The sequence below is a fragment of the Streptomyces sp. NPDC006265 genome, from assembly GCF_040613555.1.
Lineage (GTDB): Bacteria > Actinomycetota > Actinomycetes > Streptomycetales > Streptomycetaceae > Streptomyces.
Window position 1 is genome coordinate 1 of sequence record NZ_JBEXSH010000128.1, and the last position, 14,450, is coordinate 14,450.

Annotated in this window: 11 protein-coding genes; 7 read left to right on the forward strand and 4 right to left on the reverse strand. The window is 66.4% G+C overall.

Annotated elements, in window-relative coordinates; genetic code table 11:
- The 6 genes from ABZ281_RS13475 to ABZ281_RS13500 form a co-directional block, all read left to right on the forward strand.
- Positions 1 to 595, forward strand: a 595-nt coding sequence (locus ABZ281_RS13475; RefSeq protein ID WP_356655087.1) for a hypothetical protein, incomplete at its 5' end; no start/stop codon positions are given.
- 162 nt (positions 596 to 757) lie between these two features.
- Positions 758 to 1,204, forward strand: a complete 447-nt coding sequence (locus tag ABZ281_RS13480; protein WP_356655089.1) for a hypothetical protein — start codon at positions 758 to 760, stop codon at positions 1,202 to 1,204.
- A complete protein-coding gene (locus ABZ281_RS13485; RefSeq protein ID WP_356655091.1) occupies positions 1,204 to 2,889 on the forward strand; it encodes a hypothetical protein in 1,686 nt (561 codons plus the stop codon). The genes ABZ281_RS13480 and ABZ281_RS13485 overlap by 1 nt, the downstream gene beginning before the upstream one ends.
- A gap of 209 nt (positions 2,890 to 3,098) precedes the next feature.
- Entirely contained in the window at positions 3,099 to 4,181 is a 1,083-nt protein-coding gene (locus tag ABZ281_RS13490; RefSeq protein WP_356655093.1) for a S8 family serine peptidase, read from the forward strand.
- 93 nt (positions 4,182 to 4,274) lie between these two features.
- The gene (locus tag ABZ281_RS13495) at positions 4,275 to 4,613 is read left to right on the forward strand and encodes a WXG100 family type VII secretion target (RefSeq protein ID WP_097221214.1); all 339 of its coding nucleotides are present in this window, start codon (positions 4,275 to 4,277) and stop codon (positions 4,611 to 4,613) included.
- A gap of 90 nt (positions 4,614 to 4,703) precedes the next feature.
- Positions 4,704 to 5,006 carry a WXG100 family type VII secretion target gene (locus ABZ281_RS13500; RefSeq protein WP_356655095.1) on the forward strand — a complete coding sequence of 101 codons (303 nt, stop codon included), beginning with the start codon at positions 4,704 to 4,706 and terminating at the stop codon, positions 5,004 to 5,006.
- A gap of 117 nt (positions 5,007 to 5,123) precedes the next feature.
- Here ABZ281_RS13500 and ABZ281_RS13505 read toward each other — a convergent pair whose 3' ends face one another.
- The 4 genes from ABZ281_RS13505 to eccCa all read right to left on the reverse strand — a co-directional run bounded on the left by ABZ281_RS13505 (position 5,124) and on the right by eccCa (position 12,843).
- Complete coding sequence (locus ABZ281_RS13505) at positions 5,124 to 5,672, reverse strand: hypothetical protein (protein WP_356655097.1); 549 nt, start codon at positions 5,670 to 5,672, stop codon at positions 5,124 to 5,126.
- Between the two features lie 95 nt (positions 5,673 to 5,767).
- Entirely contained in the window at positions 5,768 to 8,059 is a 2,292-nt protein-coding gene (locus ABZ281_RS13510) for a hypothetical protein (protein WP_356655099.1), read from the reverse strand.
- Entirely contained in the window at positions 8,059 to 8,574 is a 516-nt protein-coding gene (locus ABZ281_RS13515; protein WP_356655101.1) for a hypothetical protein, read from the reverse strand. The genes ABZ281_RS13510 and ABZ281_RS13515 overlap by 1 nt, the downstream gene beginning before the upstream one ends.
- 294 nt (positions 8,575 to 8,868) lie before the next feature.
- A complete protein-coding gene (gene eccCa / locus ABZ281_RS13520; protein WP_356655103.1) occupies positions 8,869 to 12,843 on the reverse strand; it encodes a type VII secretion protein EccCa in 3,975 nt (1,324 codons plus the stop codon).
- 323 nt (positions 12,844 to 13,166) lie between these two features.
- Here eccCa and eccD point away from each other — a divergent pair.
- The coding region (gene eccD / locus ABZ281_RS13525) for a type VII secretion integral membrane protein EccD (RefSeq protein WP_356655105.1) at positions 13,167 to 14,450 on the forward strand (1,284 nt) is incomplete at its 3' end.

Here is a 14,450-nt window from a genome sequence, read left to right on the forward strand (position 1 = left end):
ACTGAACGTCCTCGGCCTCATCCTGTCCGCCGTGCTGCTGGCCATGGCCTGCGTCAAGGCGGACCGGGTCCGGGCCTGGCGCGCCGGCATCAACCCGGCGGCCGAGGAACTGTCCGACGCCTCCTTCATCGCTGCTCGCGCCACGTTCGTCGCACTGGCGGGCGTCGGCATCTACCTGTGTGTGCAGGGCTTCAACGTCTCCGATGACACTGCATGGGACGACGGCGAGTTGACGACCGCGGTGCAGGGCGCCACGGACGCGTTGGACGGCAGTTCCGGTTTCGGCGACATCTATGCCGAGGACGACGACACCGGCTGGATCGACGAATACGCGACAAAGATCGAGCAGGAGGTCGTCGAGCACGGCGGCGGCGACGCCCCGCAGTACGGCGTGAACGCGGCCCCCGCCGACTCGAACACGCCCTCCGAGGCGCGTTACACGGTCACTGCCGGAAGCTCGGCATTCTGCATGCAGGTCACACGCACCCGGTCGAAGGACGGGGACTATGAGCCGCCTGGAATCGCTGGAGGTCAGGGGACGGTGACGGTCCCTTCGTATGACTTCGCGGTGACGACGCGTGAGGGGGATTGCTGACTTCGTGGCTCGGCCGGGACTGGTCTCCCTGGTAACTCACATACCACGAAGTTCAGTTGGTCGCGTCTCACACGTTGACTACAGTGGTGATCGAGTGTGCCGATCGGGTGATCACCTGTGCACTGCTCAATGACTTATAAACGGGGAACGGGGAGGGAAGGCATGCTGCCTGCGGAGGGGTTCAAAGTCGGCTTGGAGGCGCTGGGAACCTTCAAGAAGCGTGTCGATGCCGTGCTCTCCACATTCGAGGGCTCACCCGGCAGCCCCCAGAAGATCGCGGCGCACGCCCTCTCCGAGGCCTCGTTCAGCGGCTCGGGCGGCTTCGCCGAGGCCAAGGGCCTCCACAGCCAGTACGAACGCGTCCACGAACGTCTCACCACACTCTCCAAGAACCTGGGCCTTCAGATCGAGGCGATGCAGATCGCCGTCATGGGCGCGGGCGGCAACTTCAGCAACATCGACGAGGAGGAGCGGCGGCGGTTCTGGGCGATCAGGACGGAAATCGGCCGTCAGCACGAGGAAGCGGAGCGGGAGAGGGCAGCGGCGGAGGCGGAGAAGCGGGGCGAGTCCGCGCCGAAGAGCAACGACGAGCGGACGGTCACCTACTAGTGAGCGACAAGCAGAGGCCCCAGGAATCGCACCAGGCGGAGAAGGAGCAGGCCGCGGCGCAGGTCGGCGCCATCGACATGGTGAGCGGTGCGACGGGGGTAGCCCAGCTCCTCCCCTTCGGCTGGAAGGTCCCCCGTGTCTTCGGTAAGACGAACTTCGAGGGCCACGCCCTGAACGCCATGATCGACATGGTCGAGTCCGCAAAACCTGAGGACTTGGAACTCGCGGGCACTGCCCTGCTGAACGCCCAGACCGCCATCGAAGACGCCGCCGAAGAACTCGAAGGCCATATCACCCGGGTCGACTGGGAGGGCGAGTCGGGCGAGGCCTTCCGCAAGTGGGGCGCCAATCTCGTCACCCATGCCCGCAAACTCGCCGTCTTCGCCGACGCCGCCGGCACTCAGATCACGGCAGCGGCCACGGGCCTGGCCTCCGTCCGCAGCGCCATGCCGCCCCGCGACACCCGAGAGGACCCCAAGGCGGTCGCGGACATTCCGACGCCCAAGCAGATCGAAAGCAACGCGGAGTACGCGGCTGCGGTCAAGGCCGAGAAGGACCGCCAAGAGGCGATCAACCAGATGAACCGGCTGGCGTCCTTCTACGCGGTGTCGGAAGAGATCATGGCGGGGCAGGAGCCGCCTACGTTCGAGCCTATGCCGGATGTGGGGGTGCCTAAGCCGGATCCGAACTATAGGGCGCCAATCGAGCGGGGCGACGGGCAAGTGCAAAGCTCCCGGGGACTTGCGGCCGTTCATGAGTACGGGGGTGCCGGGCACGACACTCCGACCAGGGGAACAGAACACTCGCGTTCGGGAGACACCGCGCCGCCGCTAAGGAAAGTGGACGACTCAATCATTTCGCAGGATGGGAACGTTGGCACGAGGATCGACAGCGTAGGCACCCTGCCGCCCCAGGAAACCACAAGGCCGCTTACCAATGCGCCACATACGGTGACGGGTCCGAGCGGCAATGGCGGGATCACCCCTCCCTTTCCCTCCGGCACGGTTCCTCCTGCCCAGAGCGGGCCGGCCGGCCGCACCTCGGGCTTCGGCGGAGCGAACGGGAATAGGGCCCCGATCTCGGCTCAGGGTCGTACAGGCGCTTCGGGCGGCACGGTCGGCGGCCGCGGAGCCACTGGCCCGATGGGTCACGCAACTACCACGGGGCAGTCAGGTGCTCGAGGTGGCAGCGCTTCCCCCACGGGCCGAGGCGTCTCGGGCGGAATGCCACGCCCCGTTGGAGGACCGATGAGCGACCGCGCGGGCGGTGCGAACGCCACGGGCGCGGCGCGCGGTAATGGAATTGTCGGAGGAAGACCCGCCGGAGGTCCTCAAGGGGTGACCGGTTCCAAGGTCCCGCGCGGCACGGTCGTCGGCGCCGGCGACAACACCGGCTCCCGTGCGCCCGTCGGCCAAATCGGGCGGCGTGGAGTGATCGGTGCGCCGAACTCCACCCCTGGCGCTCGTCCGGGCCAGACAGGGCGCCCAGCCGCGGGCAATGCCGACGGCGTCGTCGGAACACCCAAGAGACGAGCCTCGGCTGGGACAAGCGGTGGACCGGCCGGAGGGGGCGCAGGCGCGCCGCGCGGCCGTATGGGAAACCGACGAAGCACGAATCGCAAGGATCGTGACGGTGAGTCTCAGCCGGAGACCCCGCGACGCGACACGCCACCAGTGACTGACTGATCAGAGCGAGGAACTACAGAGGCATGACAGGGACCAGCCCGCGTGGCGGATTGACGGCGTTCCTCGTAGGACGTGCCGGAAGGCGGGTGTCCACCGCGTGCGCGGCACTCGGTGCTTTCGCAATCATGTCTTCGGGGCTGGCTCCGAGTGCGGCCGCCGCAGACGTTCAGCCGAAGCAGTGGTACTTGAATGCGATGCACGCCGAAAGCATGTGGAAGATCAGCACCGGCAAAGGAGTCAAAGTTGCCGTGCTGGACACCGGCGTGAATCCCGATACACCTTCACTGAAGGGCCAAGTGCTCGGAGACGAGGTACCGGACGCAGTCTCGTACAACGCTACCGAGGACTACGACGGCCACGGCACCAGCATGGCGGAATTGATTGCCGGGACTGGTGCCGGAGGGGGTTTGCAGGGTTTGGCCCCCGGGACGAAGATCATCCCCATTCGGATGCTCGTCAACGGTCTGAAGAACGAGACCGACAAGAAGAAGACGCCCTCCGCGGCGGATGCGATCAAGGCGGCTGCGGACAGCGAAGCTCAGATCATTAACATGTCCTACGGCGGTCGTTTCATTGACCCGGACGAGGAGAAGGCCATCAAGTACGCCTACTCCAAGGGCAAGTTGATGTTTGCCGGCACCGGCAACGATGCTGAATCCAAGAACGTCATTGACTACCCTGCGGCCTATCCCTACGTGGTCGGGGTGGCTGCCGCAGACGACAAAGGGAAAGTGGGCGAATTCTCGGAGTACGGCAACTATGTCGATCTGTCAGCTCCTGGTCTCGACGTGCCCGCGTGGTGCGACGCCACATTTCGCTCTTATTGCGACGGACGAGGAACGAGTATGGCCACTGCCATCGCCTCCGCCTCAGCCGCCCTCATCTGGTCCGCCCACCCCGACTGGACGGCCAACCAGGTCCTGCGCACCATGATCGATACAGCTGGCCGCACTTGGGCCAAGGGCGAGCGGAGCAACTACCTCGGCTACGGTGCCGTCCGCCCTCGCAAGGTGCTGGAGAACAGCGACATCAATCCGGGGCCGGCCGCCACGGACCCCCTCAGCTTCGAGAACGGAACCGGCGTCACGGGCGTCACCGCCTCACCCTCCGCTTCCGCACCAACCTCGTCACAGGCCCCCAAGAACACTTCTGGCGGCCAGACTTCGGCGGCAGGATCGACCTCGGAGTCGTCCGACAACACCACGATGTGGGTCGCTCTCGGCGCCGCAGGGGCGGCCTTGGCGATCGGGGGCGGTGCCTTCGCGGTGATCCGCTCGCGGCGAAAAGCATGACGGCTCACGCAGGTCAACCGGTCGCACACGACCTTTCCGGCGCGATGGCGCGCTCGGAAACGAACCACAGCTCTTACGAAGGGGAGTGCCGAAATGGTCGACCGCAAGCTTAATGAAGGCGACGTACAGAGGCTTCAGACCGAGGTCGTCGATCGTTACGACAACATCAGGGGCTCGCTCGCAAAGCTGCAGGGCACGATCGACATGATCGAGAAGGCCTGGAGGGGACAGGGTGCCCAGGCGTTCAACACGAAGCAGACGGAAATCAACCAGCACATGGTCGCGATCGGCAAGATGCTCGACGACTTCCTCGAGGGCATCAACCTCAACAAGACCGACAAGCGCAACCTCGAAGACCAGATCGAGGCCGACCTCAAGCAGATCTCCGTAGACGACCTCGGTGGAAAGACTTCGGCGCTCAACAGCTACTGAGGCACGCGGACGAGTCACCGGGCGGCAGCGAGCCGCACCGTCTTCCGGGCCGCGGAGCCCGGCTGAAATCTGCACAGAAACGAGGGAAACATGTCCGGAGCACACTACGACGAACTCGCCGTCACGTACGGCACCATGGATGCGCTCGCCACCGAGCTCGGCAATCAGGCAAAGAAGCTCGAGGAGGACCTCGAGGCCCTGAAGCAGGCCGTGCTCAACGTGTCCTCGGGCTGGGGCGGCGAAGCGTACGAGGAGTTCCAGAAGAAGACCAAGCAGTGGGACTCACACGCACGGGGCATCCACCAGGCCCTGGTCAACATCTCACAGCGAGTCCACACCGCCGGCGGTGACTACCGAGGCGGCGACCTGAAGGGCGCCAGCTACTTCCAGTAGGAGCGCACAGTCGGCAAGAAACCAGGGTGGGCACGCACGGGAGGTGCCCACCCTGTGCTGTCCCTATAGGCCCGCGAAATGGACGGCTCATGTTTGGGCAGCTGATCCCTACATCGCTCAATGAAATTCAGTACATGCCGGTGATGAGCCGACAGCCTCGGTGTAAGCCTTGACGAGCTTTAGCATGTCCGCATTCTTCGCGCCATCGTGGGTGACTCTGACAGAAGCCCACAGTGGCTCGTGGGCCTCTTCTGCCTGGGCGCAGTCGACCTTGCCCACGGCTCCAGTTGAAGAGTAGATGTATCGGCCCTCGTCGCTTCGCTGGTCCTGCGGGTCAACTCCGAGTGCGGCCTGGGCGACATCGCTTGCTGTTGTCTCGCCTTCCCAATGCTCTGTACTGGCAGAAAGGACTGATTCACCGTCGACGTGAATGCGACAGCGCTTGGTGCTTCCTGACGATTCCCGACGTTCCGTGAGTTCTTCGCCGTTCGGGAGAACTTCCTCCAGCACCTTCTGAGGGACTTTGATCCCGCATAGCGAGTCAGGAACCGTGTACTGCTTGTCCGAAGACGAGCACGCTGCGATGGACAACAGTGCGGTAATTGCGGCGGCAAGGGGGAGAATGCCGCGGCCTCTCGACTGCGCGACGTTATGGATCTTCTTCACAGAGTACCTCTACAGTGACGTTTGGGGCCGCTTACCAAATGCGACGCAGGAAGCAACCCTGGAGGCCAACCGGCGTGCGGGTGCCAGGGCCTTGATCAGTCGGGAATCTCTGTCTCAAGGTCTCGGGCCATCTGGTGACCCGCAGTCGATGCGTCGTTAAATCCGTCTGAGGTGCCAGTGCGTGTCCACTCTTCCACGTTGTCGGCGTACGGTGAGTTGTGAGCCTTGGCCCCCGCGACAGCTGCATTGTGAGCCATCGCCGTGTTCGCATCCTTGGAGTTCTCCCAGCGCTCACCGATGTCCCTACCCAGTTGTTTGGTGAACTCGGGGTCAGAATCCTTATAGAACTGTTCCAGCGCCATGCTGGTGGCGGTACCTGCGGCCCCGCCGACACCAGCGCCGACTGCAGGGGAAGCGATGAAGGAGGTGCCGACGCCGACGAGCGTCCCGATGGTTCCCGAGGCTAGATTCTTCTTCTGATTCACGGCGTTATCGAAATCGCCATCGGCTTCGTTGGCCGGGCCCAGAACGGCTTCAGTCCGTCCGATCGCTAGTGTGCCACCGATCTCGCCCGACCTGCGCGCGATCTCCTTCACCGTGGCTTCGGCGCTCTGGTTGTAGCGTTGGTCCGCTGGGAGGTCCGGGTTGAGGTGGTACTCCATGAGCCTGGCCATGTATGTCTTCTGACTGACTTCTATAGCGGCGTAGCCTTCCGGGTCCTGTCCGACGGCGACAAGGAAGCGAGTGACGTCAACGTGCTTCATTTCAGCGGGCGTCCCGGAGATCGGGAAGAGACGGGCCACGCTGTCATTGCCTTCGGGAGCGTCGGCCGTAGCACGGTTGATGTCAGCCAGGTACTCAGAAGCGATCTGGCCGACGCTGTCTGACATGTACCCCTTATCAGTTAGCCGCGCGGGATCCTCCGAGATGGACGCCACCAGGTTCTCTGTAAGCCTGGCCTGTTCGGCATTGTGCGGTGGCGTATCCACCGTAGGAATCTCTCCCGCCGGATGCCCCGTAGTAGCTGCCTCCAAAGCTGCTGCAAGATAGTTACGCCCGGCGATGCTGTCCTCGCCCTTGTAATCCGTGTCCTGTGGCCAGTCACGCTCCTCGAACAGGTAATCGAAGTTGCTGAGAGTCCTCTTTCCCTCCTTCCCATCACCATCAGTGTCGTGCGTGAAGTCATGGTCCTCGTCCTTCGTGACGAAGGTGCCGTTGAAGAACTCCGTAGCCGCATCCGGGCTATTGGACAGCCCCTTGAGGTATCCGGTCATCGGGTCCCAGCCCGAGTCGGTACCGGTGCGGTTGAGGAGTTGGTCGCCGCCCGTGCGGGTCCAGGCTCCGTGGCGCCCGTTGCCCGTGAACTTCTTCTCCGTCTCGATCAGCTTGTCGCCGTAGTCGGCGAGGAATCGGTCGTCGTAGTCGCCGAACCGCATCAGATTGGTCATGACCTGCGCCCCGAGGGGGAATCCTCCGTTGCGGCCCACGGGCTTGTCGGCCAGGTCGGTCATTCTGTACTTCCAGTCCGACATGTCGGCGCTGTCGCTCTGTGATGCCGTAGCAAGGGTGAGGCTGAGGTGCTTCTGCAGGTCGTCGAACTTGTCGGACCGCTTATGGCCCAGTTCCCAGGCACTGTTCGGATCGTTGACACCGGTCCAGAAGTTGAGAGTCCCGTTCGGCCCGAGGGTCGTGGCGAAGCGCTCGGCGAACAGTTCGTCGTCCGCGTAGTCCTTCAGCCCCTTGTTGAGTCGGTCAAACTCCGCAGGGGTGAGGTCCTCTGGCTTCTTCTTCGCCAGCCTGGCCAGATCGTCGGCCTTCTTGATGGCGTCGGCCGCCTCGTCCCGGCTGTTGTAGTTGGCATCCGAGAAGCCCAGCCTGCTCTGGTCGGCAATGGCCATGAGGACCGTGCTGGCTGACTTGTCGCTCTCGGTGGCCTTGTCGAGGATCTTCTGGAGTTCGTCTCGAAGTGCGGTGATCTCGCCCTTGTTGTCCTTGTTCCCCTGGGGAAGGCCTTCCGGTGGGACATCCGTGGTGACGGTGAAGCCGCCTTCGTAGCCGATCACCGTCAGCTTCTTCAGACGGCCGCGTTCTATGGCGTCGAGGAGCTGCCCCCTGTAGTCCTTCAGCTCGTTCCGGGTGTCCCTGAGGATCTTGTAGATGGAGTCCGCCTGGCCATGGGCGTCCTTGAACTCCTCGGTCGTCTTGCCGATGAATTCTTTGGAGACGTCAGCGTTGTAACCCGCCCACTCCGCCTTGTTGGCAGTGCCTCGAAGGCCCTTCTCGGCTTCTTCCTTCAGTGTCTCCAGGTCCTTGACCATCGTCGACCAATCGTCGACGGCATCGTCGAGCAAGCTGAAGTCGGCTTTGCGAAGGGCGTCGAGATCCATTACTTCTTGCCCTTCTTTTCATCGGGTTCGCCGTAGACCGAGTTCTGCTTGCCAGGAGGGCCGACGCGCTCGTCGAAGCCGGCGTCCAGCAGGTCGATGCTGCTCATCTGTCGGCGGATGTAGCCGTCATCGTCGGCGTGCAGCTTCTTGGTGACTCTCATGTGGTTCGAGATGTGTGCGCACGCATCACGGAGGGAGGACAACTGCCGGTCCCAGCGGAGCGCTACGTGTTGGAGTGCGCCGCCGAGGGCGAATCCGCCCTTGGTCAGGGTTCCGGCGGCGCTTTCGCTGGTGGGGACCGCTCTGCGCCCCCTTTTCCACAGGTCGTCGTACAGGTCGAAGGCGTTCTGGCCGATCTTCGCCAGATCCTTCTGGCTGATCTTCAGATCGCCGTACTGGCTGGGATCCGGCGCAGGCCGACCGCCATCGCCGGGATCCAGTTGGTTCAGCTGCATCCGGGTTGAGCCGTCCTGAGCTGCCTGCGACTTAAGCTGCTCCCACTCATCCCACGCCATCGCGTCGGACTCCTTCCCCGTGTCTCCGTAAAACCGTCCCGCGGACGGTCATTTTGTCGAACGCGTCACAGATCACGCCCGTGAGCCCCGTTCAAGCGAGTCTCGGACGCCACGCGCTTTCCCCTCAAGTCACATCTGAGCCCGGTCCAACCGACACCGCGAGCCCGACGGGTCGTTCGTCTCAGCACCCCAGAACCGACGCTCTGGAAATCCACCATCACAGCGCCCGCTGGCCGGCCGCACCGGGCCCCACGGGCACCGGAGCCCACGAAAGCGAAGACCCCGCCCCAACCATCAAAACAACCCCTCCGGACTCAACCCCACCTGCACCAACGGCCTCCCCCTCCGCCGAGACACAAAGACCCCCCGCCCCGCGGGCATGGGCCGTGGCCGGACCCCGCCGAGCAGGTCCCCCTCGCCCGAGTCGCCGGCCAGCACGATCCCCTGCGCGCCCAGTTCCTTCACGCGCTGCATGAACGCCTCGTAAGACGCCCGCCCCGCACCCGCCGTCGACCGCGCGATGATGAACCGCACCCCCACATCCCGGGCGAACGGCAACAGCTCCGTCAACCCAGCCAGCGGATTCCCGCTTGATGTGGCCACGAGGTCGTAGTCGTCGATGACGACGTACACCGTGGGTCCGCGCCACCAGCTGCGGTCCCGCAGCTGCTGGGCGGTGACGTCGGCTGTCGGTGTGCGGCGCTTCATCAGGTCGGCCAAGGCGGCCATATGGTGGTCCATGGAGTTGGACATGGGGATGTATTCGGCGAGGTGCGACGACGGCGTCACGTCCAGCAGTGAGCGCCGGTTGTCGATGACGAACAGCTTGGCCTCGTCGCCGGAGTACCGCTGCGTCAGCTGCTGGATCAGCAGCCGCAGCAGGTTCGACTTGCCCGACTCGCTCTCGCCGAAGACGAGGAAGAACGGGTCCTGCTCGAAGTCCACGAAGACCGGTTCGAGGTTGTCCTCGTCGAGGGCGAAGGCGACGCCGCGGCGTGGGAAGCGATCGCCCGGAGGCAGCTGATCGGCCGGGAACTCGCGTGGCAACAGACGCACTTCGGGGGCGCCGGGGGCCTGCCAGTGCCGGGAGACCTCGGTGGCGAGGGCGGCCGTGGCGTCCGCCAGGTCCGTGTCGGAGGTGAGACCGTCTATGCGCGGCACCGCAGCCATGAAATGCAGCTTCTGCGGCGCCTGTCCGCGGCCGGGCACTCCGGCAGGGACGTTCGCGGCCACCTTGCGGTCCAGCTCGGAGTCCATCGTGTCGCCGAGCCGCAGCTCCAGGCGGTTCATCAGGTGGTCCTTGAGGTTGGCCCTGACCTCCATCGAACGCGAGGCCGTCAGGATCAGGTGGACGCCGTAACCGAGACCGCGCGCCGCGATGTCGTGGATCACCTGGTCCATCGCCTCGTAGTCCGCTCGGAAGTTGCCCCAGCCGTCGATGACCAGGAACACGTCACCCCAGGGCTGATCCGTGACCGAGATATCGCCCCGGGCCCGCCTGGCCCGGAAATCCGCGATCGAGGCGATGCCCGCGGAGCGGAAGTACTCCTCACGGCGGTTCAGTACGCCGTACACCTCGGCCACCGTGCGCCGCACCCGCTCAGGATCCAGGCGCGATGCGACCCCGCCCACGTGCGGCAGTCCGGCCACCGCCGCCATGCCGCCACCGCCGAAGTCGAGGCCATAGAACTGCACTTCGTACGGTGTGTGCGTGAGCGCGAACGCGGAGATCAGGGTGCGCAGCAGTGTCGACTTGCCGGACTGCGGGCCGCCGATGATCTGCATGTGGCCGGCCGCGCCGGAGAAGTCGACCCAGAGCGGGTCGCGGCGCTGCTCGTAGGGCTTGTCCACCAGGCCCGCCGGTACGACCAGGCGGCCGGCGCCCTCGTAGCCCGGCTGGGTGAGGCCGCGGTCCTGCACCGCTGTGAGGCCGGGCAGGAGCCCGTCGAGCGGCGGCGGACTGTCCAGCGGCGGCAGCCACACCTGGTGGGCCGCCGGGCCCTGGGCCTCCAGCCGGCGCACGATCACGTCGAGCACGGTGTCGGCGAGCGCGTCGTCGACCTCAGGGCTGTCCGATGCCGAAGGGCGCTGCTGCGGCACCGCCACGTACTGCACCGGCACCTCGGCCGCCGTGAACAGCACCGGCCGCCGGTTCATCGGCAGCGGGCCGCCGCCCAGCGCAGCTCGCTGTGTGCCCGAGCGGTACACGCCGGAGACGTAGGCAGCCTTGAAGCGCACCATCTCGTCCGTGCCGAACTTCAGAAGGCCGGAGCCCGGGACGTTGGGCAGCTCGTAGGCGTCCGGTACGCCGATCGCCGCGCGGGACTCCGCGGCGGAGAAGGTGCGCAGACCGACGCGGTACGACAAGTAGGTCTCCAGACCGCGCAGGCGGCCTTCCTCCAGTCGCTGCGACGCCAGCAGCAGGTGTACACCGAGCGACCGGCCGATGCGGCCGATCTGCACGAACATCTCGATGAAGTCGGGCTTCGCAGTCAGCAGCTCACTGAACTCGTCGATGACCAGCACCAGCGACGGAATGGGCTGCAGGGCGGCACCGGCCGCGCGGGCCTTCTCGTAGTCGTGGATGTTGGCGTAGTTGCCCGCATCGCGCAGCATCTCCTGGCGGCGGTTGAGTTCGCCGCGGATGGAGTCGCCCATGCGGTCGACCAGGGTGAGGTCGTCGGCGAGATTGGTGATGACGGCCGCCACGTGGGGCATCTGCGCCATTCCGGCGAAGGTCGCGCCGCCCTTGAAGTCCGCGAGGACGAAGTTCAGCGTCTCCGAGGAATGGGTGACCGCGAGGCCCAGTACCAGCGTGCGCAGCAGCTCCGACTTGCCGGAGCCGGTGGCACCGACGCACAGGCCGTGCGGGCCCATGCCCTCCTGCGCGGCCTCCTTGAGGTCCAGCATCACGGGGCGTCCGTCCTCGCCGACACCGATCGGCACCCGCAGCCGCTCCGCCAGCGACCGCGGCCGCCAGGTGCGCTGGGTGTCGACGGACGCCGCGTCACCGAGGTTCAGCAGGTCGGTGAACTCCAGGTTGGCGAGCAGTGGTTCGTCGTCGTCACCGCCCGAGGCCATCCGCAGGGGGGCCAGCTGCCGGGCGAGGGCTTCGGCGGACTCGTAGGAGAGGACGTCGGGGGTTCCTTCGTAGACGACACCGTGTCCCGACTCCAGGTGCAGCGCTTCGGGCTGTACGACGATGGAGAGCTCGCTGCCGCCCGTGATGAGCTCGCCGGGCACCACCTCGAGGACGGTGACGCCCTGGAGTCCTTCGGGATTGGCCAGGACCGAGTCCGGCGGCAGGGTCAGGCCGTCGAGTACGACGACGATGTGGGGCTCCTCCGGCAGGGGTGCCGCGTTCGGGTGGAAGCGCGGGCGGCCGGTCAGCCGGGTGGCGAGGAGGTTCTCCAGTTCGCGGCTGTCGCTGTCGATCAGCCTGCGGCTGCCCGCTCCGTCCACGGCGCCGGGCGCTTGGACGTGCGGCAGCCACTTGGCCCACTCCCAGTGGGGCAGGGCCTCGCGTCCCGCCGCCACCACGATGAGCAGGTCTTCCGGGGAGTGCAGTGCGGCCAGCGAGCCGGTGATGGCCCGGGCGGAGGACCGTACGGACTGCGGATCGCCGCTGACCGTGACGTGGTAGAAGGCACGCAACGAAACCGCCATCGGCAGGTCGTCCAGGGTGCTGTGGACGGCGAGGAAGCGCTGCATCGCACCCGCGGTCAGAGGCTCCAACTGCTCGACGGGGGCGGTTTCGGGGGCGACGAGCGCCCTGGCGAGCGCCTGCGCGCCGAGGCCGATGCGGACCTGGGCGAAGTCCTCGTCGCCCGAGCGTCGTTCCCACACCCGGCTGCCCTCGGCGACCAGGGCCCACAGCTGTTCGGGGGAGGGGTGGAGGAAGTACTGCGCGTCACGCTGTGCCTTCGCCGTGTCGACGGCCGCGCGCCGGGTCTGTGCCAGGTAGCTCAGGTAGTCGCGGCGCATGTCCGCCAACTCCCCCTGTGAGCCGCGTCGGAAGCGGATCACCATCGCGACGGACATGGCGATGGTCGAGGCGATCATGACCATGCCCATGATCCTCATGAAGGGCTGCCCGCTCGTGAAGAAGAAGACCACCGAGCCGCCCATGCCCAACGTCGGCAGGAGTTGCATCAGCACGCTCTCCCGGTGGCCCCGCGGAAGTTCCGGCGGAGGCTGCAGGATGATGTCCTGGGTGGACACTTCGGACGGCAGCACCCGAGGCGGGCGCTTCACGACGATGTGGCTCACTGGCATCCATTCCCTTGACCAGCCCGAGAGTCCGTCCGCCGCCCCGTGTCAGGCGGACGCAGGCCGCCGCGCGATCCTACTGATTCCCATGGGCGCAATGGACGATAGGGTGCCGGAAGTTCGCGTCGGCACATGCGAGTTGAGCCGGAGTAAACGGGGCATTGCGGCAGATCCCGCCGGCGGCGGAAGCCCGGCGACGGCACGAAGGGCTGCACGAAGGGCTGTTCCTGCGACCTCGCCGCACGATCGGTCACGGGGGACGGGAAAGCCGCGCAGGACTTCCGTACCGTAGGTAAAGAATCATCACTGAGGGGGAGCAGCAGGTGAGCATGACGGCCTCCGTGGCAGCCACCGGAAGGGGACCCGGTACGGGAACTCCCGCCGGGGCGGGCACGGGTCTCGGTTTCTGCCGCGTCACCATCGTCGCGCCCGACAGCCGGATCGACGTGGCGCTGCCCGACGACATCCCGGTCGCCGACCTTTACCCGGAGATCCTCACCCTCACCCGGCAAAGTTCCGCCGAGGGCGCGCCCGTCGGCTACCACCTGGTCCGCCGGGACGGCACGGTCCTCGACAGTGCCCGTTCGTTCGCCGCCCAGCGCATCCTCGACGGCGAACTCCTCGCGCTGCGCCCGTTCTCCGAGTCGCTGCCGCCCGCTGTCTTCGACGATGTCTCCGAGGCGGTCGCCTCCGCCGTGACCAGCGAGCGCGCCCTGTGGAGCGGCGACCTGACGCGCGCGGCGGGTCTCGTCGGGGGAGGCGTACTGCCGGTCCTGCTGGCCTTCGTGGCCTGGATGGGCGACCCGCTGCACGACATGAACAGCCTGCCCGGCATCCTCGCCGGCGTCGCGGGTGTCCTCCTGGTCGTCCTGGCCTGCGTGCGCGCCCGGGTCTATGACGACCGGGCCTCGGCCATCGCCCTGGGGCTCGGCGCGCTCCCCAACGTCGGCGTGGCCGGCTCGGGTCTCCTGCCGCTCGCCGACGGACAGGGCATCGGCCGGCTCCAGTTCCTCCTCGCCTGCGCGGCGGTGCTGCTGGCCTCGGTCCTGCTCACCCTGTGCTCGCCGAGCGGGGACGGCCCGTTCGTCGGCTTCGTCGTCGCCTCCGCCATCAGCCTGATCGCCGTGTTCGCGGCGATCCTGGCCGACTGGACGCCGTCCGAGATCGCCGCCCTGTGCGCCCCGATCGCCGTCGGAGGCCTGGCCTTCCTGCCGGGCCTGTCGATGCGCTTCGCCCGGCTCCCGATCGGCTTCGACACCCCGAACACGGCCCCGCGCAGCGCGTACGACACAGAGCCCGCCCCCCAGGAGCCGGTCGACGCCGAGCGGGTCGCCGCCCAGGCGCGGCGTGGACACGAACTCCTGGTCGGTCTGGTGGGCGGCTGCGCGCTGCTCGCCGTCGGTTCCTCGGCGGTCCTCGGGTTCTCCGAGAACGTCTGGGCCCAGCTCCTGGCCCTGGCCACCGGCCTGGCCATGCTGATGCGCGCCCATCTCTTCCGATACACCGGCCAGGTGGCCCCCGTCCTGGCCGCCGGTCTTGCCTCTCTCATGCTGCTCGGCCTAGGGCTGGCCCTCAATCCGCCGCACTCGATCGTCCGCGAGGCCCTC